The sequence below is a fragment of the Mesorhizobium sp. B2-2-4 genome (assembly GCF_006442375.1).
Lineage (GTDB): Bacteria > Pseudomonadota > Alphaproteobacteria > Rhizobiales > Rhizobiaceae > Mesorhizobium.
Genome location: NZ_VFWB01000014.1, coordinates 23,444 through 47,304 on the forward strand (window position 1 = coordinate 23,444; position 23,861 = coordinate 47,304).

Annotated in this window: 20 protein-coding genes; 11 read left to right on the plus strand and 9 right to left on the minus strand. The window is 64.4% G+C overall.

Annotated features, from left to right (window positions below; all coding sequences use genetic code 11):
• Positions 1-7 precede the first annotated feature (7 nt).
• From FJ959_RS27400 to FJ959_RS27415, 4 genes are all read left to right on the plus strand, one after another.
• Positions 8-1,195: an ABC transporter permease gene (locus FJ959_RS27400; RefSeq protein WP_140633128.1), complete on the plus strand. Its 1,188-nt coding sequence runs from the start codon at positions 8-10 to the stop codon at positions 1,193-1,195.
• Between the two features lies 1 nt (position 1,196).
• Complete coding sequence (locus tag FJ959_RS27405) at positions 1,197-2,015, plus strand: ABC transporter ATP-binding protein (protein WP_140498922.1); 819 nt, start codon at positions 1,197-1,199, stop codon at positions 2,013-2,015.
• A gap of 14 nt (positions 2,016-2,029) precedes the next feature.
• Positions 2,030-3,403 carry an MlaD family protein gene (locus tag FJ959_RS27410; protein ID WP_140498920.1) on the plus strand — a complete coding sequence of 458 codons (1,374 nt, stop codon included), beginning with the start codon at positions 2,030-2,032 and terminating at the stop codon, positions 3,401-3,403.
• Between the two features lie 94 nt (positions 3,404-3,497).
• Positions 3,498-4,097 (plus strand): ABC-type transport auxiliary lipoprotein family protein, encoded by a 600-nt coding sequence (locus FJ959_RS27415; RefSeq protein ID WP_246679017.1) that lies wholly within the window; start codon positions 3,498-3,500, stop codon positions 4,095-4,097.
• Between the two features lie 32 nt (positions 4,098-4,129).
• On the opposite strand, the gene FJ959_RS27420 is transcribed toward FJ959_RS27415, so the two are convergent.
• Both FJ959_RS27420 and FJ959_RS27425 read right to left on the minus strand, forming a co-directional pair.
• Positions 4,130-4,744, minus strand: coding sequence for a 3'-5' exonuclease (locus tag FJ959_RS27420; RefSeq protein ID WP_140633131.1), 615 nt, complete (start codon positions 4,742-4,744; stop codon positions 4,130-4,132).
• A gap of 97 nt (positions 4,745-4,841) precedes the next feature.
• Positions 4,842-10,994, minus strand: coding sequence for a kinesin (locus tag FJ959_RS27425; RefSeq protein WP_140633134.1), 6,153 nt, complete (start codon positions 10,992-10,994; stop codon positions 4,842-4,844).
• A 272-nt stretch (positions 10,995-11,266) separates the two neighbouring features.
• On the opposite strand from FJ959_RS27425, the gene FJ959_RS27430 reads away from it, so the two are divergent.
• The 3 genes from FJ959_RS27430 (at position 11,267) to FJ959_RS27440 (ending at position 13,419) form a co-directional block, all read left to right on the plus strand.
• Complete coding sequence (locus FJ959_RS27430) at positions 11,267-11,635, plus strand: Hpt domain-containing protein (RefSeq protein WP_140498914.1); 369 nt, start codon at positions 11,267-11,269, stop codon at positions 11,633-11,635.
• Between the two features lie 98 nt (positions 11,636-11,733).
• Entirely contained in the window at positions 11,734-12,054 is a 321-nt protein-coding gene (locus FJ959_RS27435; protein ID WP_137931040.1) for a 2Fe-2S iron-sulfur cluster-binding protein, read from the plus strand.
• Between the two features lie 330 nt (positions 12,055-12,384).
• Entirely contained in the window at positions 12,385-13,419 is a 1,035-nt protein-coding gene (locus tag FJ959_RS27440; RefSeq protein ID WP_140633137.1) for an NAD(P)/FAD-dependent oxidoreductase, read from the plus strand.
• Between the two features lie 11 nt (positions 13,420-13,430).
• Here FJ959_RS27440 and FJ959_RS27445 read toward each other — a convergent pair whose 3' ends face one another.
• Both FJ959_RS27445 and FJ959_RS27450 read right to left on the minus strand, forming a co-directional pair.
• Positions 13,431-14,906, minus strand: a complete 1,476-nt coding sequence (locus FJ959_RS27445) for an MDR family MFS transporter (RefSeq protein WP_140633140.1) — start codon at positions 14,904-14,906, stop codon at positions 13,431-13,433.
• Positions 14,907-15,147: 241 nt separating this feature from the next.
• Positions 15,148-15,765 (minus strand): DUF922 domain-containing protein, encoded by a 618-nt coding sequence (locus FJ959_RS27450; protein ID WP_181168435.1) that lies wholly within the window; start codon positions 15,763-15,765, stop codon positions 15,148-15,150.
• Between the two features lie 103 nt (positions 15,766-15,868).
• Here FJ959_RS27450 and folP point away from each other — a divergent pair, with 103 nt between their 5' ends.
• From folP to folK, 3 genes are read left to right on the plus strand one after another with little or no spacing between them, the layout of a single operon-like run.
• Positions 15,869-16,720 carry a dihydropteroate synthase gene (gene folP, locus FJ959_RS27455; RefSeq protein WP_140633143.1) on the plus strand — a complete coding sequence of 284 codons (852 nt, stop codon included), beginning with the start codon at positions 15,869-15,871 and terminating at the stop codon, positions 16,718-16,720.
• A 3-nt stretch (positions 16,721-16,723) separates the two neighbouring features.
• Positions 16,724-17,083 carry a dihydroneopterin aldolase gene (folB, locus tag FJ959_RS27460; protein WP_140498905.1) on the plus strand — a complete coding sequence of 120 codons (360 nt, stop codon included), beginning with the start codon at positions 16,724-16,726 and terminating at the stop codon, positions 17,081-17,083.
• The gene (folK, locus tag FJ959_RS27465; protein ID WP_140498903.1) at positions 17,067-17,594 is read left to right on the plus strand and encodes a 2-amino-4-hydroxy-6-hydroxymethyldihydropteridine diphosphokinase; all 528 of its coding nucleotides are present in this window, start codon (positions 17,067-17,069) and stop codon (positions 17,592-17,594) included. Before folB ends, folK begins: the two co-directional genes overlap by 17 nt.
• On the opposite strand, the gene FJ959_RS27470 is transcribed toward folK, so the two are convergent.
• Together FJ959_RS27470 and FJ959_RS27475 are read right to left on the minus strand one after the other, a co-directional pair.
• The gene (locus FJ959_RS27470; RefSeq protein WP_140498901.1) at positions 17,586-18,131 is read right to left on the minus strand and encodes a DUF924 family protein; all 546 of its coding nucleotides are present in this window, start codon (positions 18,129-18,131) and stop codon (positions 17,586-17,588) included. The two genes, folK and FJ959_RS27470, sit on opposite strands and share 9 nt — an antisense overlap.
• A 12-nt stretch (positions 18,132-18,143) precedes the next feature.
• Entirely contained in the window at positions 18,144-19,979 is a 1,836-nt protein-coding gene (locus FJ959_RS27475) for a monovalent cation:proton antiporter-2 (CPA2) family protein (RefSeq protein ID WP_140498900.1), read from the minus strand.
• Positions 19,980-20,242: 263 nt separating this feature from the next.
• Between FJ959_RS27475 and FJ959_RS27480 the strand changes: the two genes are divergently transcribed.
• Positions 20,243-20,509, plus strand: a complete 267-nt coding sequence (locus tag FJ959_RS27480) for a hypothetical protein (RefSeq protein WP_140633146.1) — start codon at positions 20,243-20,245, stop codon at positions 20,507-20,509.
• A gap of 86 nt (positions 20,510-20,595) precedes the next feature.
• On the opposite strand, the gene FJ959_RS27485 is transcribed toward FJ959_RS27480, so the two are convergent.
• From FJ959_RS27485 to FJ959_RS27495, 3 genes are all read right to left on the minus strand, one after another.
• Positions 20,596-21,147: a hypothetical protein gene (locus tag FJ959_RS27485; protein WP_140498896.1), complete on the minus strand. Its 552-nt coding sequence runs from the start codon at positions 21,145-21,147 to the stop codon at positions 20,596-20,598.
• Between the two features lie 90 nt (positions 21,148-21,237).
• Positions 21,238-22,359: a TIGR01620 family protein gene (locus tag FJ959_RS27490; RefSeq protein ID WP_140633149.1), complete on the minus strand. Its 1,122-nt coding sequence runs from the start codon at positions 22,357-22,359 to the stop codon at positions 21,238-21,240.
• On the minus strand, positions 22,356-23,834 hold the full coding sequence (locus FJ959_RS27495; RefSeq protein ID WP_140633152.1) for a YcjX family protein: 1,479 nt from the start codon (positions 23,832-23,834) through the stop codon (positions 22,356-22,358). Before FJ959_RS27495 ends, FJ959_RS27490 begins: the two co-directional genes overlap by 4 nt.
• Between the last annotated feature and the right edge of the window lie 27 nt (positions 23,835-23,861).

Genomic DNA, 23,861 nt, shown 5'->3' on the forward strand with positions numbered 1-23,861 from the left:
GGACGCCATGTTGACCATCGGCAAGCGCGACGCAAGCGGCAAGACCGCCTCGGAGGCTGACCACGAACCGCGCGTGTCGGTCGGTGAGGAAGCAGGCGTTCTCGGCTGCGCCTTCTCGGGAATCTGGACGACGCGCACCGTGGCCGCGATCGACGCAGAGATGCGCAAAATCGAGAAACGGAGCGGTTTCAAGACCTTGGCGCTCGATCTTTCGCATATCGAGAAGATCGACACCGCCGGCGCGTGGCTGATCGACCGCCTGGTCAGCGCTTTCGAGAAGAAAGGTGTCGAGGTCAGGCTGCAGGGCCAGAGCGACGTCGCCTCGATCCTGCTCGGCGCGGTCGGCGATGCGGTGCGGCGCGAGCCCGAATCGGGGCCGGTCGGGCCGCCCAACATCGTCATTCGCGCGCTGGAGGCGGTTGGCCGCCGCGTCTACGAAATGCGCGACGATTTTCTCGCCTCGATGAACATACTGGGCGCCACGATCCGTGGCGCGCAGATGAAGCTCGGCCGCGGCCATGCCGTCAATCCGGCGGCGATCTTCAACCAGATCGACCGCATGGGCGTCGGAGCCATTCCGGTGGTGGTGCTGATGTCGGCGATCGTCGGCGCCATCGTTGCCCAGCAGGGCGCCTACCAGCTCAGCTATTTCGGCGCCGACATCTTCGTCGTCGACCTCGTCGGCGTGTTGATCCTGCGCGAACTCGGCGTGCTGATGACGGCAATCATGATCGCCGGCCGCTCGGGCAGCGCCATCACCGCCGAAATCGGCTCGATGAAGATGCGCGAGGAAGTGGATGCGCTGAAGGTCATCGGGCTTAACCCCATCGGCGTGCTGGTCTTTCCGCGCCTGGTGGCGCTGGTGATCGCCCTGCCTTGCCTGACCATCATCGCCAATTTTGCCGCACTCGGCGGCGGTATCCTCGCGGCTTGGCTCTATTCCGACATCGCACCCGCCGCCTTCATCGATCGGCTGCGCGTTGCCATCGACCTCAGCACCATTTTCGCCGGCCTGATCAAGGCGCCGTTCATGGCCATGATCATCGGCACCATCGCCTCGGTCGAGGGCATGAAGGTCGGCGGTAGCGCCGAATCGCTTGGTCAGCACGTGACCGCCTCGGTGGTGAAATCGATCTTCGTCGTCATCATCCTCGACGGGCTTTTCGCCATGTTCTATGCAGCGATCGAGTTCTGAAATGGCGATGGGAAACGGCATCGAGACCAGGGCCAAGGAGGGCGCGGATGACAGCGAGGTCGTGCTTTCGGCGCATGACATCACCGTTTCCTTCGGCGACAACCTGATCCTCGACAAACTGTCGCTCGATATCTGGCGCGGCGAGATCCTCGGTTTCGTCGGCGCTTCGGGCGCCGGCAAATCAGTTCTGCTGCGCACCATCCTTGGTTTGACGCGCAAGCAGTCCGGCACGATCAAGCTGTTCGGCGTGGATATCGAAAAGGCCGACGATGCCGAACGGCTGCGCATCGACATGCGCCTTGGGGTGCTGTTCCAGCACGGCGCGCTGTTCTCGGCGTTGACGGTGCTGGAAAACGTCCAGGTGCCGATGCGCGAATATCTCGACCTGCCGCGCAAGCTGATGGACGAACTGGCGATGCTCAAGGTCGAACTGGTCGGGCTGCCGCCGGACGCGGCGCAGAAATTCCCGTCCGAGCTGTCGGGCGGCATGATCAAGCGCGCGGCACTGGCTCGCGCGCTGGCGCTCGATCCCGACATCGTCTTCCTCGACGAGCCGACCTCGGGCCTCGATCCGATCAGCGCGGCGGAATTCGACGAGCTGGTGGTCAAGCTGCGCGATACGATGGACCTGACCGTCTACATGGTGACCCACGATCTCGACACGCTTTTCACCGCCTGCGACCGCGTCGCCGTGCTCGGCAAGAAGAAAGTGCTGGTCGAAGGCACCATAGACGACATGCTGAAGAGTGAAGAACCGTGGGTAAAATCGTATTTCCGCGGAAAACGAGCCCGGCAACTTGATCTTGCCGCGCGCGCATAGCCATAAGTGAAGCAATGGAAACCAGAGCCAACTACGTTATTGTCGGCATCTTCACGCTGGTGGCGATCCTGGCGGCGTTCGGCTTCGTCTATTGGACGGCGGCGATCGGCGACAAAGGCGAGACCACATTGTTGCGCGTGCGCATCCCTGGCTCGGCTTCCGGACTTGGCCGCGGCAGCTTCGTGCTGTTCAACGGCGTCAAGGTCGGCGACGTCAGGCGCGTCTATATCGATGTCGACAATCCGACGGTCGCAATCGCCGACACCGAGATCGACCGCATGACGCCGATCACCAAATCGACGCAGGCCGATATCGGCCTGGCCGGACTGACCGGACAGGCCAATATCGAACTCAAAGGGGCCGACCCCAAGGAAGTAAAACTTCTCGACCAGGCCGAAAAGGAAGGCAAGGTCGCCGAGATCGTGGCCAACCCGTCGGCGGTGACCAATCTTTTGCAGACGGCGCAGAACATCTTCACGCGCGCCGACACGGTGCTGACGCAGCTGGAGGGGTTCACCAAGGATGTGCGCGGGCCGCTGACGCAGACCGTGCAGAATGTGCAGACGTTCTCCGACGCGCTGGCCAGGAATTCCGACGGCGTCGACAAGTTCCTGTCCGCGGTCAGCGCGCTGTCCGATGAGCTGAAGGGCGTCTCGGGCAAGCTCGACGGCACGCTGAAGGCGGCCGAAGGGCTGCTCAATGCGGTCGACAAGGACAAGATCAAGAGCATCGTCGCCAATGTCGATACGGTGACCGGCAACCTCAAGGAAACGTCCAAACAGCTCGATGGCGTGATCAGGAATGTCGATACGGCCGTGGGATCGGTCAATGATTTCGCCAAGCAGACGCAAGGTACGCTGGCCAAGGTCGACGGCGTGCTCGACGGCATCGATCCGGCGCAAGTGCGCACGGCTCTGGCCAACATCCAGAAGGCAAGCGAAAGCGCCGACAAGGCGGCCTCGGACATCGCCAAGGTGACCGGCAAATTCGCGAACAGGGCGGACGACATAGACGAGACGATCAAGGATGCGAGGCAGCTCGCGCAGCGGCTCAACGACGCCTCGGTGCGCGTCGACGGCATCCTGGCCAAGGTCGACAAGCTGCTCGGCTCGGGCCAGGCGGACGGCGTGATGGCGGACGCCAGGGACACGCTGAGGTCGTTCAAGCAGGTTGCCGATACGCTGAATTCGCGGCTTGGCGTCATCACAGACAATATAGCCCGGTTTTCCGGCCAGGGCCTTTCGAATGTCGAGGCGCTGGTTCAGGACAGCCGCCGTTCGATCAGCCGCATCGAGGAGGCGGTTACCGACCTCAGCCGCAATCCGCAGCGCATCCTGTCGGGCGGCGAGGGCGAGGTTCGGCAGTATGATGGCAGGGCGCGGCGTTGACTTCGGTCTCGGCTCGCCCCAGAAACAGTGTCTGCATCCGCGGGTTGTTTTTACAATCCAGGGATAGTGAGGCCGGGGACAGCAGGGATCGCGCGTGAAGTCGACGATTGTGTTCAGATCGGGCGTGGCCTTGCTTACCTTGACCCTTGCCGGTTGTGCCGCGCTGCCGGGCGGCGGGCCTGCGCCGCTTGACACGTTCGAACTGTCGGCGCCGTCGGTCGAGGCGCATGGCCACAGCCGTCGCCAGATCCTGATCGCCCAGCCGTCCGCGCTCAAGGCGCTGGACAGCCAGAACATCGTCATAAAGCCGTCCCCACGCTCGATCCAGTACCTCAAGGGCGCGCAATGGGCGGACCGGCTGCCGCTGATCGTGCAGGCACGCCTGGCCGAGACGTTCCAGCGCTCGGGCAGCTTCGCCGGCGTGGGCAAGCCGGGCGAGGGGCTGGCGATCGACTACCAGGTCATCGTCGAGATCCGTTCGTTCGAAGTCCGTGTCGACGGCGGCGATCATGCCGAGGTCGACCTGTTCGTGCGCATCCTCAACGACCGCAACGGCGAGGTGCGTGCGTCCAAGAGCTTTACGGCGACCGCGCCCGTCTCGGGCAGCGGCAACCAAGGCTATGTCGGCGCGCTCGATGCTGCCTTCGGCGACGCGGCCAAACAGATCGTGCGCTGGACCGATTCGGCGATCTAAGCGGCGAGCCCGGGCGGGCGCCAGCCACCAGGCTACAAGCGGTCGAAGGCGTCCGGCCGCAGCTTTCCAGTCTTCATCAGGTGCTGCAGGGTGTAGGTTACGGACAGCGCGTCATCGAGCGCATCGTGTCCCTGCAATGGCGGGTGTTGAACGCCATAATAGTCGGCAAGCTTGTTGCTCGGCGTCCTTGCCAGGTCCTCGATCGGCATCCCGGCCGAGATCAGCAGCTTTACGGCATTGTCAAAACGGGCGGCCGGGATGGAAGCGGGGATGCCTGCGATATAGCAGCTGATGGCTATCATGTTCAGTTCGTCCTTGCCCCAGGACCAAAATCGCGCCCCATTGGAGAAACGATCGACGTCAACAAGGGCTTCTCCTAGCGCGACCCCCTCGATCTCCAGCTTTTCTTCTGTGATTCCAGTCAGTTTGGTGAAGAAAGGGTCGAGCGCGTATCTCCTGCCAAACCGGTCGATCGGTCTGACATAGGCCTTGTGAGTGCCCAGGACGGGAAAGGCGTCTTCGAGCCCAAGCCTGACCGCGCCGATCTGCGCGATGACCGGATCCGGATCGTGGGCCGCGCACCAGAATCTGCGTTGCGAGCCCTCAAGGCAAAGAAACTCGCAGTCGAATATGATCGCCGACTTCACAAGTCAGAGATCCAGTTCCGGATGCGACGTCCACCCTTCCAAGCCAAAAGGCGGGAGACAAGTCCCCCGCCTTTTTTTATTGGCTGTCTGCCGCTGCCTAGTGCAGGCGGCCGCTGGCGTGGGCCAGCATGGTGTAGACCTTGCCTGTATCCGAGGTCAGGTAGGTCTGCGCCATGATGTTGTCGCGGTCGTTGCGCGACACGTCCTTCAGCAGCTTCTCGAAATCATCGCAATAGCGGTCGACGGCGGCGCGGAACTCTGCCTCCGTCTGGTACTTGCGACGGATCTCGTCGAACGTCTGCTGCCCCTTCAGCGTATAGAGCCGCCGCGTGAACACGTCACGCTCGCCGCGCCGGTACCGATTCCACAGTTCGATCGACGCATCGTGATCGATGGCCCGTGCGATGTCGACGGACAGCGAGTTCAGTGATTCCACGACGTGAAGCGGCGAACGCTGGGCAGGGGCGGCGCGCGGTGCGTCGGCGGGTGTTGCCGGCTTGGCTTCGTCCTCGCGCGACGCCCCGCTCAGGAGATCGCGCACCCAGCCGCCCTGTTGCGTGCGGGCGCCGGCGTCGGGACGCTGGCGCGGCGCCGTGTCGGCGGGGCGCTCCAGGTCAAGCGTGCCGCGTAGCGCCGTGCCGCCCGACGGCGCCTGCGGCGCGCGAAGTTCCGGCTGTGGCACGGGAGCGCGGCGCGGCGGCTCTGCCGCGCGGGGCGCTGCCGGGGCTTGCGGCGCCGGGCGCAGATTGCGCGATTCCGAGGGCTCTCCACCACTGCGGCCGGACTTCGCAACGATGTCCGAAAGCTCCTTCAGGGCGTTGATCTGCTCGGAAACCGCGCGGCGGATGGCCGATGTCGATTCCTTGGCCTCTTCCGGCATCTCGATGACGCCTTTCTTGAGCTCGGCGCGGGTGAGGTCGAGCTCGCTCTTGATGGCGCCGGCGGTGCGGCGCATCTCCTCGGTCGCGTCGGAGAAGCGCTTGGTTGCCGAATCGACGACGTCGGTGATGGCGTTGCGGATCTTGTCGGCCGATTCCAGCGTCCTGCCTTCCGCATTTTGCAGCGTCTGGCCGACCAGATTCTCGAACGAGCGCATGACCCTTTCGAGATCCTCCGACTTCTTGACCAGGCCGACAGCGAGATCCTCGAGTGAAGACTGCCTTTCTAGCGTGTGTTCGAGGTTGCTCTGGGCCGAGCTCAGGAGGTCCGAAGCACCGGCGAGCAGGCGGCTGTGTTCATCGAACTTGGTGGCGATCGACGCGACCTCGCGCAAGGTCGACGACGACAGTTCCGTCAGCCTTGTCGTGTTCGAATCGACCAGCCTTGCCGAGCTGGCGAAGGTCTGCGCCGCTTTCTCGGTGGTTGCCGCGAAGCTTTGCGTGCTGCCGGTCAGGCGTTCGTCGACCTGACCGAGATTGGCCGCGGCCTGTTCGATCAGCTGACCGAGCTGCGCGCTCGACGTGGTCATTCGGCCGATCAGGTCGGCGACACTGTCGGATAGCGACGAGCGGGCACCTTCGACCGCCGAAAGGGTCTCGGCGGTGCGGCTGGCGAGCGCGTTGACGAGGGCTGCGTTTTCGCTGCGCAGCTTCTCGGCGGCACGTTCGGTGACCTCTTCCATGCTCTTTTGCAGTTCCGAGCCGCCCTGGGCGAAACGCTCGACCAGCGGCCGCGCGGTCTCGTCGAGGATCTTCGACATCTCCGCCGACCGTGCCGCGAGCATGGTGTTGAGCTCGCGGGTGTTGGCGCCGATCGTCTTGGCGGCGTCGTTGGTGCTCTGGCCGATATGCTGGCCGACCGCGGTGAAGGTCTCCGCGATGACATTGGCGCGCGACACGAGTTGCGCTTCGGCGCTCGACACCTGCTCGTTGAGCTTCTGGCCCATCGTCTCGGCGGTATGGGCTAGCCGGTTCTCGACGCTGGCGATCTGCTCTTCGACGCGGGCAGCAGCCGTTGCCGCGGTCGATGCGAGCCGCTCGTCGGCGCCGGCGAGCGCCTGCTCGATTTCACGGGCATGCGCGGCCAGTTCCTGGCCGGTCTGGCGCGCACGGTCGGCGACCCTCTGCTCCGTGCTGGTGAAGGCGCCAACGATGCTCTGCGCATGTTCGCCGATGGTCGAGGTGCTGGCGGCGATGCGGGAAACCAGTCGGTTGTCCGCATCATCGAAGATGCGGGCGATTTCGGAGGCGCGGCCTGACAGCGCTTCCGAACCTTCGGCGATGCGCGAGACCAGGTGCTGGTCGGCGGCGTCGAAGATGCGGCCGAGATCCGCTGCACGCGCGGCAAGAGCTTCGGCCGATTCGCCGATGCGCATGCCGAGCCGCTGATCGGCGCCTTCGAAATTGCGCAGGATATCGCCGGCGCGCGCGGCCAGCGACTGTGCCGTTTCGACGGCCCGGGCAACCAGCTTCTGGTCGGCCGCGTCGAAGGTGCCGGCAATCTCGCTCACCCGAGCCGCCAACTGGTCGGCGGTCTCCTGGGCGCGGGCGGCCAGCTTCTGGTCGGCCGCGTCGAACGTGCCGGCGATTTCGCTTGCACGGGCGGCAAGCTGATCGGCGGTTTCATGGGCTCGCGCCAGCAAGGAACTGGACGCATCGTCCGCGCGGGCAAGCAAGGCGCTCGACGTGTCTTCCGCACGGGCGTGGAGACGGCGATCCGCCTCCTCGAAGGTGCGGGCGATGTCTTCGGCCCGAGCCAGCAGGGCGGCCGAGGTCTGCTCGGCGCGCTCGGCGATCTTGCGATCCGCATCGGAGAAGGCCTGGCCCGCCTGCTCATGCAGGACGCTGGTGACTTCCAGGACCTTCTCGCGCAAGGCGCCGGCCACGAAGACGGCGCTCTTCTCGAGCACGTTGCGCACATTGTCGACGCCTGTCGACAGCGCACGCTCCATGGTGCCCGCACGCTCCTCGATGATGCCGGTCTGGCGACTGAACGCCTGCTCTATCTTGTCCACGTCGGCGGCGATCGCAGCGGAGATGTCGGTGCTCCTGGCCGCGATCTGGTCGATGTGACCCGACAGTGAACGATCGATATCCTTGCGGGTCTCGGCGAGCCTGCCGAGATCGTCTTCCAGCGCGCGGCTCAGCACGTCGCGGCCTTCGGCCAGCTTGCCGACATGTCCGGCGATGATGCCGTCGAGATCGCCACGGCTCTCCGACAGCCTCTGCAAATCGGCCTCCAGCGCGCGCTTGAGGATGTCGCGGCCTTCGGCCAGCTTCTCGACCTGGCCGGCGACAAGGCCGTCGATGCTCGAGCGGCTTTCGGCCAGCTTGGCGAGATCGTCCTCGAGTGCCTTCGACAGCACCGAACGCTCCTGGACAAGCCGCTCGGAGTGGCTATTGACCAGTCCGTTGACGTTTTCCAGATCGTCTTCGAGTGCCTTCGACAGCGCCGAACGATCCTGGACAAGCCTTTCGGAGTGGCTGTTGACGAGACTGTTGACGTTTTCGAGGTCGGCTTCGAGCGCCCGGGCGAATTGTCCCCGATCTTCGACCAGTTTCTGGGACTGATCGGCGACGGTGCTCTTGATCGTGTTGAGATCGGCTTCCAGCGCACGGCGCAGGATGTCGCGGCCTTCGGCCAGCTTCTCGACCTGGCCGGCCACCAGCCCGTCGATACTCGAACGGCTTTCGGCCAGCTTGGCGAGATCCTCCTCAAGCGCTTTCGACAAGGTCGAACGGTCCTGGACCAGCTTGTTCATGTGGTCGGCAATGACGCTGTTCACGTTCTGCAAGTCCGCCTCGAGAACCCGCGACAGCTGCCCGCGGTCCTCGGCCAGCCTCTCGGACTGGCTCGATATGACGCCCTTGATCGCGTTGAGGTCGGATTCCAGCGCCCGCCTGAGAATATCGCGGCCTTCGGCCAGTTTCTCGACCTGACCGGCGACCAGGCCGTCGATGCTCGAGCGGCTCTCGGCGAGCTTGGCAAGGTCGGCTTCAAGGGTCTGCGACAGCAGGCTGCGATCTTCGGCCAGGCGGCCCGAATGGTCTTCGATCAGCCCGCGTATGCTGGACAGATCGTCCTCCAGCGAACGGCCGAGCTGCGAGCGGTCTTCCGCCAGTTTGGCCGAATGCGCCTCGATGAGGTCCTTGATGCCGGCGATGTCGTTCTCCAGCGCCTTGGCGAGTATCGCGCGGCCCTCGGCGATCTTCTCGACCTGACCGGCGACAAGGCCATCAATGTCGGCGCGCGTGTCCACAAGCTTGCCGAGGTCGGTTTCGAGCGCGCGCGAGAGAATGTTGCGGCCCTCGGCCAGCTTGCCAACATGTCCAGCAACCATTTCGTCAATGATTGTACGGGCTTGAACAAGCTTTCCGGAGTCTTCGTTGAGAGCCTGGGAGAGCCGGTTGCGGCCTTCTTCCAGCCTTTCGAGGTGGCTGCCGAGCGAAGCGTCGATGGCAGCGCGCGATTCGTTGACCTTGCGCAGATCTTCTTCGAGAGCGCGCGCGATCAGGCTGCGGCCTTCGGCCAGCTTCTGCACCTGGTCGGTTACCGCAGCATCGATGCCGGCACGGCTCTCGGCGAACTTGGCCAGATCGGCCTGCATCGCGGCCGCCATGCGCTCGCGGCTCTCGGAAAGGCTGCGGCTGTGATTTTCGACCGCTTCCTCTATGCCCACGCGGGCATCGGCAAGCCGCTGGATATCGGCATCGAACGAGCGCGAGACGACGTGGCGCGCCGCTTCCATGCGCCCGGCGAAATCGCTGGCGCGCGCTTCGAGCATGGACGAGGTCGACGTGACGATATCGGCCATGTCGGCGCCGATCTGGGTCTTGCCCTGGTCGATCATCGCCGTCAGCGTGTCCTTGCTCTCGGCGAAGGTGTGGGCGATTTCGCGCGCGCGTTCGACCAGCGTTTCGTTGATCTGCCGGGCGCGGGCTTCGAGTGCTGCGTTGAGCTTCTGCGTGCCGGTATCGAGGGCCTCGGCGCGGGTCTGGAACTCGCTGATCAGCGCCTGGCCGCGCTCGGCGAGCGTGCGCTCGATGCCGTTGAGGCTGGCCTCGAATTCCGAATTGAGTGTGCGCGCGGCGCCACCAAGCAGCGACACCATGCCGTTGGTGCGATCGTCGAGCAGGTCGGTCAACGACCGGGTCAGGCCGTCTGTCGTGTCCGTCAGCTTGGCGATGCGCGTGTCGAGCAGGCTGGCGAAAGCCTCGCCGGAAGTCGAAAGCTTGTCGGTTATGGTGTCGAGCCGTCCTTCCACCGAATCGAAGATCGACAGCGAACTTTCGTTGATGCGGTCGATAAGCGTGTCGCCGGAATTGGTGATGGTCATCGACAGTTTGGTCGATGCATTGAGAATGCTGTCGCGGATGAGGTCGCTGGCAGCGCCGATTTCGTCCTTGAGGGTGTCGTGCGCGCCGGCGATCGAAGCGCGAACCCGCTCCGCATGGCTGACGACCGCCTCGCGCTCGCTGCCGAGCCCGTCGACGAGCGAGCGGATGCGGGTTTCGTTTTCCGAATAGGAGCGCTCGATCTGGTTGACCTCGCTGTGGACCAGCGTTTCCAGTTCGACGGCGCGGGCCAGCGTGCGTTCGATGCCTTCGCCCATGGCGGCCACCTCGCGGCGGACGGCCTGGCCGATCATCATGACGCGATCCTGGGCCATGTTTTCCGGCTCGGTAAGGCGGAAGGCCACTTCCGTCATCGACTGGGCGGCGATGCGCATGTCCTGCGCGCGGCGAATCATGGCGGCGAAGGCCCAGAACAGGATGACCGGCACGATGGCCGCGACAGCAAGGCCGATCAGTTCGGGACGGGCGAAGAACTGGTCGAGCGTGCGGATCCTCCAGATGCTCGGCCCGAAGAGGAGGTTGGCCAATCCGCCCGCGCCGGCGATCCAGGCCAGCGAAACGAAGGCGATAACCCAGTAGATCGTGTTCGAGGCGCGCCGGTTGAGGCTGTGCAGAAGCGTCTTGTAATCCTTCTGACGATCGTCATTGGCCGGCGAGAAGCCGGCGGGCTGACCGCCATTGCGTGTTTCGACGGGGCGCAGTTCGGCGGGTCTGGTCTTTGGCGCGGGATTCGCGGCCTGGGCTTGGTTGACGACGGGTGCCTGCGTCTGATTGCGTCCCTCGCGCGCCAATTCGTCGGCGGCCTGGGATATCTGCGCTTCCAGATCTTCCATCGAGGCCGCTATATCGAGGTCGCCGCTGCCGGTGTCGCCGCTGAGGTCGAGATCGAGTGCCTTCTCGAGTTCCCTGGCCACATCGTTGTCCAGAGATCTGGTCGTCGTTGTTTTCTTCGCCATGCCTTCGCTACCCTGTACTAGCTGCCGCGGGCTTATGATTTTGGTTGTCGCACCCACGCGCAGGAGGCTGAAAATGGACCCCTCGTATCGTAATGACACAGGGGGGTAAAGAAAACATGCATTCCGCGGGATACGTAAAACTTTAAATATAAGGTTAACGGAAGCGTGATTCCGGCGCCGCTTTCGCAACATTTTTTCCGGCCATCCATTAACCCGTTGTCCATTGGATTCGCCTAGTTTTTCAGGCGGCCGAAGAAGCGGAGTTCGAGTTCATGCGTGGCGAAAGCGGCATTGCCTTCTCAATGCCCGGGGGCGATGTATCGGGAACGAGGCGGTCCCGACCGATCGATTTGGCACACCTTGCGCGGCAGACGATGGGCGACCGCGGCCTCGAACAGGAGGTGCTGGCGCTCTTTGTACAACAGGCGCTGTCGGTGCGCGACAGGATAGTCGATGCGGACATCAAGGACCGGCTGCTCCTGGCGCACGGCCTGAAGGGTTCGGCGCGTGGTGTCGGGGCCTTTGCCATTGCCGATTGCGCCACCGAGATAGAACGGCAGCCGGAAGACAGCCAGACGCTTACGCGGCTCGGCAAACTGATCGACGAAGTGCGCGATTTCATCGCCGCCATCAACCGCTAGACCCGTTTGCGGAAAAACGTCACCGAGCGGCGCTTTCTCGCCGCAGTTGACTTGTGTGCCCGAGTGATTATCTCGGCGGAAACTCCCTCAGGTGACAAATGACCAAACTGACCTTCATTGCCCATGACGGCACACATTTCGACGTGGATGCCGAGAACGGCTCGACGGTCATGGAAAACGCCATCCGCAATGCCGTGCCGGGTATCGAAGCGGAGTGCGGCGGCGCCTGCGCCTGTGCAACCTGCCACGTCTATGTCGACGAGGCCTGGACGGCGGAAGTCGGCGAGCCGGAGGCAATGGAAGAGGACATGCTGGACTTCGCCTACGACGTCCAGCCGAATTCACGGCTATCGTGCCAGATCAAGGTGCGCGACGCGCTCGACGGACTGGTGGTTCGGGTGCCCGAGCGCCAAGGCTAAACGCCGATTTTGCCCGAGGCAATGAATCCGGGCAGGGGGTTTCCTTAGGGCCGGCTGTTGATAGCGCCTTAATGGAAATCCGCCTGTGCGGCGGGCCTCTGGCGCAACTCAGCACCATAGCTAAATATCTACCATAGTTGCGGGCACCCAGTCAAGAAAAAATTCCTATCGTGAGAAGCTGCCCTGCCATGAAAAGGTGGCGGGGCAGCCGGACTGGCAGTCGTCCATCCCTTGCAACCCGAGTTCGCAGCTCTGATTTTTGCGGCTGCCGCTTGGCAGCAAGCCGGAGGTCATGCAGTCTCACGCCAATCCAGCAGCGAGGCGCGCACCATGACCGGCATCACCAGGACAGACGTACTCATTGTCGGGGCAGGGCCGGTCGGCCTGTTCGCCGTGTTCGAGCTCGGCCTGTTTGACATGAAGTGCCACCTGATCGACATCCTCGACCGGCCCGGCGGCCAATGCGCGGAACTCTATCCGGAAAAGCCGATCTATGACATTCCCGGCTGGCCGTCGATCTCGGCGCAAGGGCTGGTCGACAAGCTGCTCGAGCAGATCGCGCCGTTCAAGCCTGATTTCACCTACAATCGCATGGTCTCCAGCCTGGAGAGGTTGGAGGACGGCGGCTTTCGCGTCACCACCGACGAGAACGAGGTGTTCGAGGCCAAGGTGGTGGTGATCGCCGCCGGCGGCGGCTCCTTCCAGCCGAAACGCCCGCCCATCCCGGGCATCGAACCCTATGAGGGCAAGAGCGTCTTCTATTCGGTGCGCCGGATGGAAGACTTTCGCGGCCACGACCTCGTTATCGTTGGCGGCGGCGATTCGGCGCTGGACTGGACGCTCAATTTGCAGCCGGTGGCAAAAAGCGTGACCCTGGTCCACCGGCGCCCGGAGTTCCGCGCCGCGCCCGACAGCGTCAACAAGATGTACGCCATGCAGGAGATGAAGCAGCTGGATTTCCAGGTCGGGCAAGTGACCGGCTTGACCGGCGCCGCCGGCCAACTGTCGTCCGCCCTGATCAAGGGGCCGGAGGGCGACATCGAAATTCCTTGCACGCGGATGCTGCCCTTCTTCGGTCTGACCATGAAGCTCGGACCGATCGCGGAATGGGGGATCAACCTTCACGAGAACCTGATTCCGGTCGACACCGAGAAGTTCCAGACGTCGGTCCCGGGCATCTTCGCGGTCGGCGACATCAATTGGTATCCCGGCAAGCTGAAGCTCATCCTGTCGGGCTTTCACGAGGTCGCGCTGATGGCCCAGGCCGCCAAGCGCATCGTGAGCCCGGGCGAACGCATCGTCTTCCAATACACGACCTCCTCCTCCAGCCTGCAGAAGAAGCTCGGTGTGGTGGATGCCTCCTGACGCGTATCGCTTCAGTCCGCCAGCACGGGGGCCTCGGGATGGCCGCGCAGCGGTTTTTCGGGCATCAGGCTGAGCGTCAGCAGCGCCATGACCAACATCACCACGGCGGCGATGAAGATCAGCCCGAAGGCGGCAGCTTCGGCACCGGCGCCGGTCGCCTGCGCGCCTTCGCCCGCCAGCGGCAGCCCGTTGCCCAGGGCGACCGCACCGAGGATAGCAACGCCGAGCGCGCTGCCCAGCGAGCGCAGGAACGTCAGAACGCCGGTGGCGACGCCAAGGTGCCTGGGGTCGACGGCGTTCTGGACAGACACCGTGGCCACCGGAAAGGTGGTTCCGCTGCCGAGCCCGACGCACGTCGTCAGGATCTCGACAACCAGCAGCGAAGCGTGCCCCGCCACCAGGCTGAGGACGCCGAGGCATAGAACGGCGAAGCCCAATCCGACCATGGCGATCCGCTTGTAATGGACGAAACGCGGAATGGTGCGCCCGCTGAATGTCGCGCCGGCCACCGTGCCAAGCATCAGCCCCAGGAGGGCGGTGCCGGATTCGCTCGCCGACAGGCCGATGACCGACTGGAGATAGACCGGCAGGTAGACAGACAGGCCGATATTGGCCGCCTGCAGAAGGAACATGGAGAGCGTGCCGGCAAGGACGATCGGGTTGCTCAGTACCTCGAGCGAAATCAGCGGCTCGGTTGCGCGCAGCAGCCGCAGCGCAAAGGCGCCCCACAGGACCAGGGAACTGGCGATCAGCCCGAGGATCTCCGTCGACAGCCAGGGGTATTCGCTGCCGCCCCAGTTCAACGCCAGAAGCAGCAGGGCCGTGGCGGCGACGAGAAGCAGCGCGCCGAGCCCGTCTATGCGGTGCCGTCTTGCCGCGACCGGCAGCTTGCGCAGCGGCTTGTTGATGATGGCCATGGCCAGGATGCCGAGCGGAATGTTGATCCAGAAGATCAGCGACCAATGGAGATGTTCAGCGAACGTGCCGCCGAGCAACGGCCCGGCGATGCTGGCGACTGCCCATGTGCCCGAGATCCAGGCCGCATAGCGTGCCCGCTCGCGTGGCGGCACAAGGTCGCCGATGACGGTCTGCGCCAGGGCAAAAAGCCCGCCGCCGCCGGCGCCCTGGATCGCGCGGCCGATCACCAGCACGAACATGTTGGGCGCCATCGCACTGACCAGCGAGCCGGCGAGGAAGATGAGGATCGCGCCATAGACGGTCGGCCGGCGGCCGTAGACGTCGGAGATCTTGCCGTAGAGCGGCGCCATGGCGGTTGCGGTCAGGAGATATCCGGTCACTATCCAGGGCAGGTACTCGGCGTGGCCGAGCGCTCGCGCGATGGTCGGCATGGCCGGTGCCACAATGGTCTGGTCAAGTGCTGCCAGCAGCATCGACAGGAGAACGCCGCCGATAATGGCGTTCTTTTCGCTTTCCGTCAGCGGCGCGCTCGCGGCCGCCACGGCCTGCTTGTCGACAGCCTGGTCCATAGTCTTTCGTCCATATGCTTGCGCGCGCCGTCCGATGCGTCGGCTGGGCTAGCCGGGTTGCATCCGCGGCGCGATCGGTCGTGATGCTCGTGTTTGAAAGGTCGTGCCCTTGCCAACCCCTGATATGTCGTCCCGTATAGGCCGATTTCGACCGTTGCCCGAAAATTTTTCGAAGCTGGCACTACGCTTCGGCCCGGTTGGCTCGCACCGCCGCCCCTTTAGGCGACATGCATCAGGACATTCATGTCGGCGGCAACCGGCCGTTGCCGATGCGCTCGACGCGATAGCGCAGGAGCCGCAGGATGCGGCTTTCGAAATTGACGCTTTCGACACGATCGAACTGCACCTGGGCACGGTCGTGTCTGGCGAGAATGGCGGCGGTGATCTGGGCGGCCTTGGCCTTCGCCGCATCGCAGTCCTTCTGCGGGTAAGCGGCTTTCAGCGCGTCTTCCAGTTCGCGGGCGTGATTCTTGGCGATCTCGACATGGCGTTCCTCATGGCGCTTGATGTCGGCCGACAGCGTGTCCCAGAACAGCCGCACATCCGCGTCGGCCTTGCGTGGACGGCGCCATTCGGGAAGGATAACCTTGACCTTGACGGTCACCGCGGCATCGGCGATCCGGCAGGAGCCGGACTGCCCAGCATAGCTGATGCGCGTGGTGAAGGCCATCTGTGTGGCGCCGGGATGCCGCGAGCCCGTGCTCTTCACCTGCGGACCACGTTTGGAAAGCTGTGCCTCGATGTCTTCTAGCGTCCTGCCGCCGACGGCGAAGTAGCTATATGTCTTGACGAGATTGGCCGCGCCCGCCGGAACGGCGGTGGCGGCAAGCAGCAATGCGCAAAGCAGGGTTCGTTTCATCAGGTTGCCTCTCGCCCTACCTTGCTTTACGGCCACTGCCGGCGCAACGGAATTGATCTGGTGCGGATCACACATGGTTGATGAGCCCCATGGTTGATGAGCAATGACGGCGAGGCGATGGCAGTTGGCGCACGGACGCCATCTCGACCTTGGCGACAAGGCCGTGGTGGTCGGCATTCTCAATGTCACGCCCGACAGTTTTTCCGACGGCGGTCTGTTCGATGCCGCCGAGACCGCGCTGGTCCAGGCGCGCCGCATGCTGGGCGAAGGCGCCCTGGTCGTCGATGTCGGCGGTGAATCGACCAGGCCGGGCGCGTCAGCGATCACGGCCGGCGAGGAGCAGGCGCGCATCCTGCCGGTGATCGAGGCGCTGGCGGGTTCCGGCGAGGTGCTGATTTCGGTCGACACCTATCGCGCCGAGACCGCGCGGCTTGCCGTCGCGGCCGGGGCGCATATCGTCAACGACGTCTGGGGCTTGCAGCGCGAGCCGGACATTGCGCGTATCGCAGCCGAAACCGGCGCGGGGCTCATCATCATGCATACCGGGCGGGATCGCCGGAAACTGCCCGACGTCATCGCCGACCAGTTCGCGTTCCTCGAAAAATCACTGGAAATCGCCCGCCGACACGGCATCGCCGACGATCATATCGTTCTCGATGCCGGCTTCGGCTTCGCCAAGGAGACGGCCGAGGATAACCTCGACCTGATGGCGCGGTTTTCCGAGCTCAACGCCCTCGGATTTCCGCTGATGGCCGGAACCTCGCGAAAACGCTTCATCGGCACCGTCACCGGCCGCGATGCCGCCGAAAGAGGGGCTGGGACTGCGGCGACGAGCGTCATACTGAGATTGAAGGGCGCCGACCTGTTTCGCGTCCACGATGTCGCAATCAACGTGGACGCGCTGGCCGTGGCGGATGCTATGCTGGCGCGCGAAACCGCCGCTTCGGAACGCTGAACCATGTATGTCATCCGCCTGAAGAACTGCGCCTTCTTTGCCCGGCACGGCGTGCTGGACGAGGAGGAGGCGCTCGGCCAGCGCTTCTATGTCGACGCCTCGCTCACCGTGGAGCCCGGGCGCGCGCTGGTCGACGATGCCATCGGGGAAACCGTCAATTACGGTGTTGCCTTCACGGTGATCGAGGAGATCATCACCGGACACAGGCGCTTCCTGATCGAGGCGCTGGCCCTGGAAGTCGCAAAAGCCCTGACGGAACGCTTCCCGCAGATCAGGAAAGCCGAAATCACGGTCCGCAAGCCGAATGCGCCGGTGCCCGGCGTGCTCGATTACGTCGAGGTGACCGTTGTCTGGCCGCAGTAACACCGTCTATCTCAGCCTTGGCGGCAATCTCGGCGATCCGGCGAGTTCGATGGCGGCGGCGCTGCGCCTGCTCGACGCCGATGCCGCCACTCGCGTGGCCGCGGTGTCCTCGCTCTACCGCACGCCGCCCTGGGGCAAGCTCGACCAGCCCGACTTCCTGAACGCCGCCGCGGAACTCTCGACACGGCTCTCGCCGCGGGCATTGCTCGACCTGTGCCTCGATGCAGAGCGCAAGCTGAAGCGCGTGCGCGAGGAGCGCTGGGGGCCGCGCCTGATCGATATCGACATCCTGGTTTTCGGCGACCGCGTCATCCACGAAACCGGCTTGGAAGTGCCGCATCCGCGCATGCTTGAACGTGCCTTCGTGCTGGCGCCGCTGGCCGAGATCGCGCCCGATCTTGCGGTAAGCGGGCGAAGCGTCTCGGAGCGGCTGGCCGCCGTCGATGCGGCCGGTATCGAACGCCTGCCGTCGGGCCGCGACTGGTGGCTGGATAGACCAGCGTCAGCCTGAGAACCCGCCATCGTCCAGAAAGGTTTTTTCCTCCGGCGTGGTTTCGCGGCCGAGCATCTTGTTGCGGTGCGGAAAACGGCCGAAGCGCCGGATGATGTCGAGGTGTTCTTCGGCGTATTTGAGGTAGTCCGGCGCGTTGGCCGCGGTGAGCTCGACCGACCGTTCCTGGTCGGCGAGCAATTCCGAATGTTCGAACGGCAGATACAGGAACACCCGCAATTCCGGTTCGAGCACCAGATCCTGGCCTGCCGTCACAGCTTTTTGGGCAAAATGCTTCGCCAGCGGGTCGGTGGCGTACATGTGGCCGGTGCCGCGAAAGCAGTTGCGCGGAAACTGGTCGAGCAGGATCATCAGCGCCAGCGAGCCTTCGGCATGCTCCGACCAGCCGTCGCATTCGCGCCGTGCGGCCGCGTAGTGCAGCTCAAGAAAGCGGTTGCGGAAATCGCCGTCGAAAACATCGCTTTTCTCGAACCATGCGTCCGCTCCGGCATCACGCCAGAATGTGGTGACCGACAGGGCTCTGCTGTCCAAATCCATGCTTTTCTCCTATCAATCCGCCGCCTCGGACTTGTGCAGAACGCCGGCCGTTTCCTCGTTGAGCGCCTGGCCGGGGCGGCGCGGCGTGGAGAGCGGCGTCGGGATCGGCGTGCCGATATTGCCCTTCAGGAAGCGCTGTCCGGAGCGGATGCCTTCGGCGAGTTGCGTCTCGAAGCGGGCGGTGTCGCGGCGGCGGACGTCTTCGACCACCTCGGCGACGTCTTCCGGGTCTACGCCCAGGGCCTCCAGCGTCGAACCGCCAAAAACCAGCGCCGATTCGAATGTTTCACGCAGCTGATAGTCGACGCCTGTGCGGATGAGCTGTAGCGCGGTGCCTCGGTCGAAGGCGCGCGCCAGCACGGTGAGCAAGGGAAACTCGGCTTTGACGAGCTCGGCGATGCGTACGGCGGCATCGGGTTTGTCGACGCAGATGAGCACGGCGCGTGCGCGCCCGGCACCGGCAGCGTGCAGGATGTCCAGCCGCGTGCCGTCGCCGTAGTAGACCTTGAAGCCGAAATCGGCCGCCGCCTGGATCATCTCGACATCGTTGTCGATGATCGACACGTCGATGCCGCGCAGCAGCAATGGCTGGCTGGCGATCTGGCCGAAGCGGCCGAATCCGATGATCAGCACGCTGCCGGTCAGCCCTTCGGCGACGTCGACGCCATCCAGCGACAGCTCGTCGCGCGGCGTCAGATACCGCAACGCGACGATCGCCAGCGGCGTCAGCACCATGGAGATGATGACGATGGCCGTCAGCGTCGCGTTGGCCTGGCCGTCGATGATGCCGACGGAAGCGGCGGCCGAATAGAGGACGAAGGCGAATTCGCCGCCTTGCGCCATGAAGACGGCGCGTTCCAGCGCCTCGCGATGGCCCGACTTCAGGATGCGGGCGACGATGTAGATGCCGAGCGCCTTCATGACCATGTAGGCAACGACATAGACGGCGATCAGCCGCCAGTTCTGAACCACCACATGCAGGTCGAGCGACATGCCCACGGCGAGAAAGAACAGGCCGAGCAGGATGCCGCGAAACGGTTCGATATCGGCTTCGAGCTGGTGGCGGAAGGTCGATTCGGACAGCAGCACGCCGGCCAGGAACGCGCCCATCGCCATCGACAGGCCGCTGAGCTGCATGGCAAGGGCGGATCCGAGAACGACCAGAAGGGCGGCCGCCGTCATCACCTCGCGAGCGCGGGCATCCGCCAGGATACGGAAGAAAGGGTTGAGCAGAAAACGTCCGGCCAGCACCAGGCCGATGATCGCGGCAAGGCCGATGCCGACCTCGGCCAGCCGCTCCGACAGGCTGGTGTCGGTGCCGCCTGGCGCCAGGAACGCGATCAGGGCCAGCAGCGGCACGATCGCCAGATCCTCCAGCAGCAGGATGGAGACGATGCGCTGGCCCTTGGGCGAGGCGATTTCGCCGCGCTCTTCCAGAAGCTGCATGACGATCGCCGTCGAGGTCAGCACGAAGCCGGCTCCGGCGACGAAGGATTGCGCGATGGAAAAGCCTCCGGCTATTCCCACACCGGTCAGCAAGACCGCGCAGACCCCGACCTGAAGCGCGCCCAGGCCGAAGATCTCGCGGCGCAAGCCCCAGAGCCGCGACGGCTGCATCTCCAGCCCGATAATGAACAGGAACATGACGACGCCGAGCTCGGCGACGTGGAGGATGGCTCCCGATTCGGAAAACACACCGATGCCGAACGGGCCGATCACCACGCCCGCGGCCAGATAGCCGAGAATCGAACCCAGGCCCATACGTTTGAAGATCGGAACGGCGACAACACCCGCGGCGAGCAGCGCCACCACCTGAACAAGCTCGCTGCCCGCTGCCTCTGCCGCCATTCCCGCCATTCCGCTCGTTTGAGGACCGCAGCCTGTGCGATCGGGTCAAGACGCCTCGGATCAGGCGCCAGCGCCCCAAGGATAGGGGCTTCGGCGGGCATGTAACAGCCCGAATCCTGCGGCGGGCAATGTTGCAGGCATGTTACACAAGTTGAGCGCGAGGCCGCGTTGCGTCTGGCTGCAATCGGAGGTTAAGCACGCTCGGCTTCGGCCAGTGGAGGGTGTGGCGATCAAGTCGCGCCCTTTTTGAGGAGATGACTGACATGAAGAAGTTTTTGCTCGTTGCCGTCGGCCTGGCGGTGCTCGCCGGCTCGGCTTGCTCCAAGGTGCCTGAGTGCACGGCCGAGGTCGCCACCAAGAAGGCGCAGGACATGGCCGCCGCGCTGCAGGAGGCGATTACCAAGGATCCGTCCAAGGCGGCCGATCTGACGGCCAAGGTGCAAGAGGTGACGACCAAATATCAGGGCACCACGACCCTGGCCGACGCCTGCAAGGCCTATGATGAGGTGACGGCGGCGATCAAGGGCTGATCGTTCCTATCGACGTCTTCAAAAGGAGGCGGTGGCGATGGGCCGCCGTCTCTTTTTGTGTTTGGTTACAGGCGGTTGATACGCGCTCAGTTCGGCGCGATGGAGCCGACTTCGATCGCGTCGACCCGCTTCAGGCTCATGCCGATCACCGGCACCAGCTGGTCCGCGACGCGCACGGCAACCGTCACCGTCATCGAATTGTCGTCGGGGATGCGTGCCTGCATGACGCCGCGCAGCTGGTTGCGGTTGATGGTGAACACCACCTTGCGGGCATCGACCACATTGCCGCCGATGATATCGAGGCCGGCACCGGCCGCGCCGCCCATGAAGGAGCCCTTGTAATCGCGCCCCTTGCGCTCGATCTTGGCCGACATCGGCTGGGTGAACATGCCCACACGGCAGCCGCCGTCGAGCGTCATGCCCATCTTGCCGTCGGGCGTCGAGCCGGTGAAGCTGCAATTGAACTTCGTGCCCTTGTATTTGCCGGCAACGATCTCGCCCGGGCCCACCCACTTGCCTTCGGCGGACCGGAAGAACTGCTTGTCCGGCTCCGCCGCGGACGCCTGTGCGGCAATGCCGGCGACAGTGGTGATCGCAACCGCCAGGGGCAACAGGCTGGACAGAATTACGCTTTTCATCGACGACACCCGGCAACAAAGAGGCTGTTTTGGAACCAGTGCGACCATGAACAAGATTGGTTAATGCTTCGTCACTGCCAAGGTCGTCGTTCACTTGCCAGGCGGGGTGTTCTCGCTTTCCTTCCTGCTTGCGAACGATGTCAGCGCGGAGAGGAAATCACCCAGTCCCGGCCGTTTTGCCGCACTGAACGGCAGGGGGCGCGCCGTCTCCATCGCGGCGATGCCGATGCGCGCCGTCATCATGCCGTTGACGACGCCTTCGCCGAGCTTGGCGGAGAGGCGCGCAGCCAGGCCGTGGCCGACGATCTGCTGGACGAAACTGTCGCCGACGGCGATCGAACCGGTGACCGCCAGATGCGCCAGCACGCTGCGCGCCAGGCGAAAGAAACCCAGTGTTCCCGGCCGCCCGCCATAGAGTTCCGAAAGGCGCCGGATGAGGCGCCCGGCCTCGAACACGACATAGGCTACGTCGACGAGCGCACGCGGACTGACGGCCGTCACCAGCGACACGCGTTTGGCGGCTTCCAGGATCATGATCTTGGCCCTGGCGTCGAGAGGGCCAAGGATCTCCGCCTCAGCCAGACGCATCAGATTGGCGCCATCGATGATCTCGTCGCGCAGATCGGCCAGCGCGCGCCTGCCCGCAGCCGTTTCGGGTTTGGCCGCGACGAAGGCCGACAGCTCGTCGACCACCAATCGCGCCGCCTTGGGATCGTCGCGTGCAATCGCATCGAGCGCACGTTTCTGCAGCTTTTCGACCTCGGCAAGCCGGGCGATCGCCAGGAACTCGCGAATCAGGATCACCACCAGCGCCAGCACGGCGACGGCAGCCATGCCGGCGGCCAGCCAACCCAACCACTCGGCGCGCGCGAACAGATCGCGAATGAGCTGATCGGTCCACAGGCCGATGGCCAGCGAAACCAGCACCCCGAACGCGCCGAAGAAGATGGAGCCAAGCAATGAACGTTTCCTGCGAGCGACTGCCGGCGGCGGTTCGGCAGCGACGATGTCCGGCTCGTCGAACACGTCGATCTCCGACGGGATGACCAGCGCGACATCGCTCTTCACCGCGCGGGGCTTGCGCTGTGTGTCGGTCTGGACACGGCGCGCCTCCGGCGCCCCGGCCTGGGCACGGCGCGCCTGCGCCGCGTCCTGCTGCGATGTGGCCTCCGGTTCGATGCGGAATGCCGCCGGCTTGCGGGGCGCGGTCATGCCAGATGGTCTCCGATCAGGAACTGCAAGGCACGGTCGAGCCGGATATGCGGCAGTGACAGCATGACGCCCTCGGCCGTGCGCTCGAGTTTTGGCGGGCGAAAGCGCACGAAGCGGATCGCCGGGTCGGTATTGTCCTGCCTGTGGTCTGTCCCGGAAGCTTCGAAGACAGCATCAATTTTCTCCGGTAAATCACCGGGAAATATGGCTGTTTCAGCTTTCCCGTCAAAGGTGTCGCCATTGATTGTCTCGCCCGCGAGCGGTGTGCCGATGATGACCGGCAATGTCTCGCGGCCCTGTTTGACGGTGCCTTCCCGTGTTGCGCGCACCGCCGCCATGGCGACGACGTCGACGCCGGCGCCGGTGAAATTCGCCCGCGCCACGGCGCGGTCTGCCAGCCGCCGCACGATCGCCTGCAAGCGGTCATGGCTGTCGTGATGCAGGTGGTCGGCCTTGGTAGCGGCGATCAGGATACGATCGATGCGCCGCGAGAAAAGATCGGTGAGGAAGCTGCCGCGTCCAGGACGGAAACAGGCGAGGATCTCGGTCACCGCGCGCTCCAGGTCGGCCATGGCTCCGGGGCCGGCGTTCAGCGCCTGCATGGCGTCGATCAGCACGATCTGGCGGTCGAGCCGGGTGATGTGTTCGCGGAAGAAGGGTTTGACGACATGGGTCTTGTAGGCCTCGTAGCGCCTTTCCATCATCGCATGCAGCGAGCCGCTGCGCGGGCGCTTGTCGCCCAGGCTGTTTAGAGGCGCGAAGGTCAATGCGGGCGAGCCTTCGAGATCGCCAGGCATCAGGAAACGGCCCGGCGGCAAGGTCGAAAGCGCCCGCTCGTCGAGCTTGCAGGCTTTGAGATAGGCGGCGAAATCCTCGGCCAGGCGGCGCGCCGTCATCTCCTCGGCATCGGCGTTCGGATCGATCTCGGCCGATAGCGCCCGCCAGGCCCGCGACAGGTCCTCGCGCACCGGCAACGCAGCCATTTCAAGGGCTTCGCGCGAAAAATCGGCGAAGGACTTGCCGAGCAGCGGCAGGTCGAGCAGCCATTCGCCGGGATAGTCGACGATGTCGACCGACAGTTTTCCGGAGGAAAACATCCTGTTCCAGCCGGAGGCCGATTCATATTCGATGGTCAGCCGCAATTCGGAGATGGCGCGTGTCGAATCGGGCCAGACGCGGTCGTTCACCAAGGCGGCGATATGGTCCTCGTACTGGAATCGCGGCACCGCGTCGTCGGGCTGCTCTTCGAGGAAAGCGCGCGCGATGCGCCCGGATTTCTGCGCCTCGAACAGCGGCAGGCGCCCGCCATGAATAAGATTGTGGACCAGGGCCGAGATGAAAACCGTCTTGCCCGCCCTGGAAAGGCCCGTGACGCCCAGCCGCAGCGACGGCGAAAAAAGCCCGCTGGCGCGGCCCGAAAGCGTGTCGAGGGCAATTCTCGCCTCGTCGGTGAAAGTGGTCAGCGATGATGCCAAAATTGTCTCTCGAGGCTGCGACAGGTC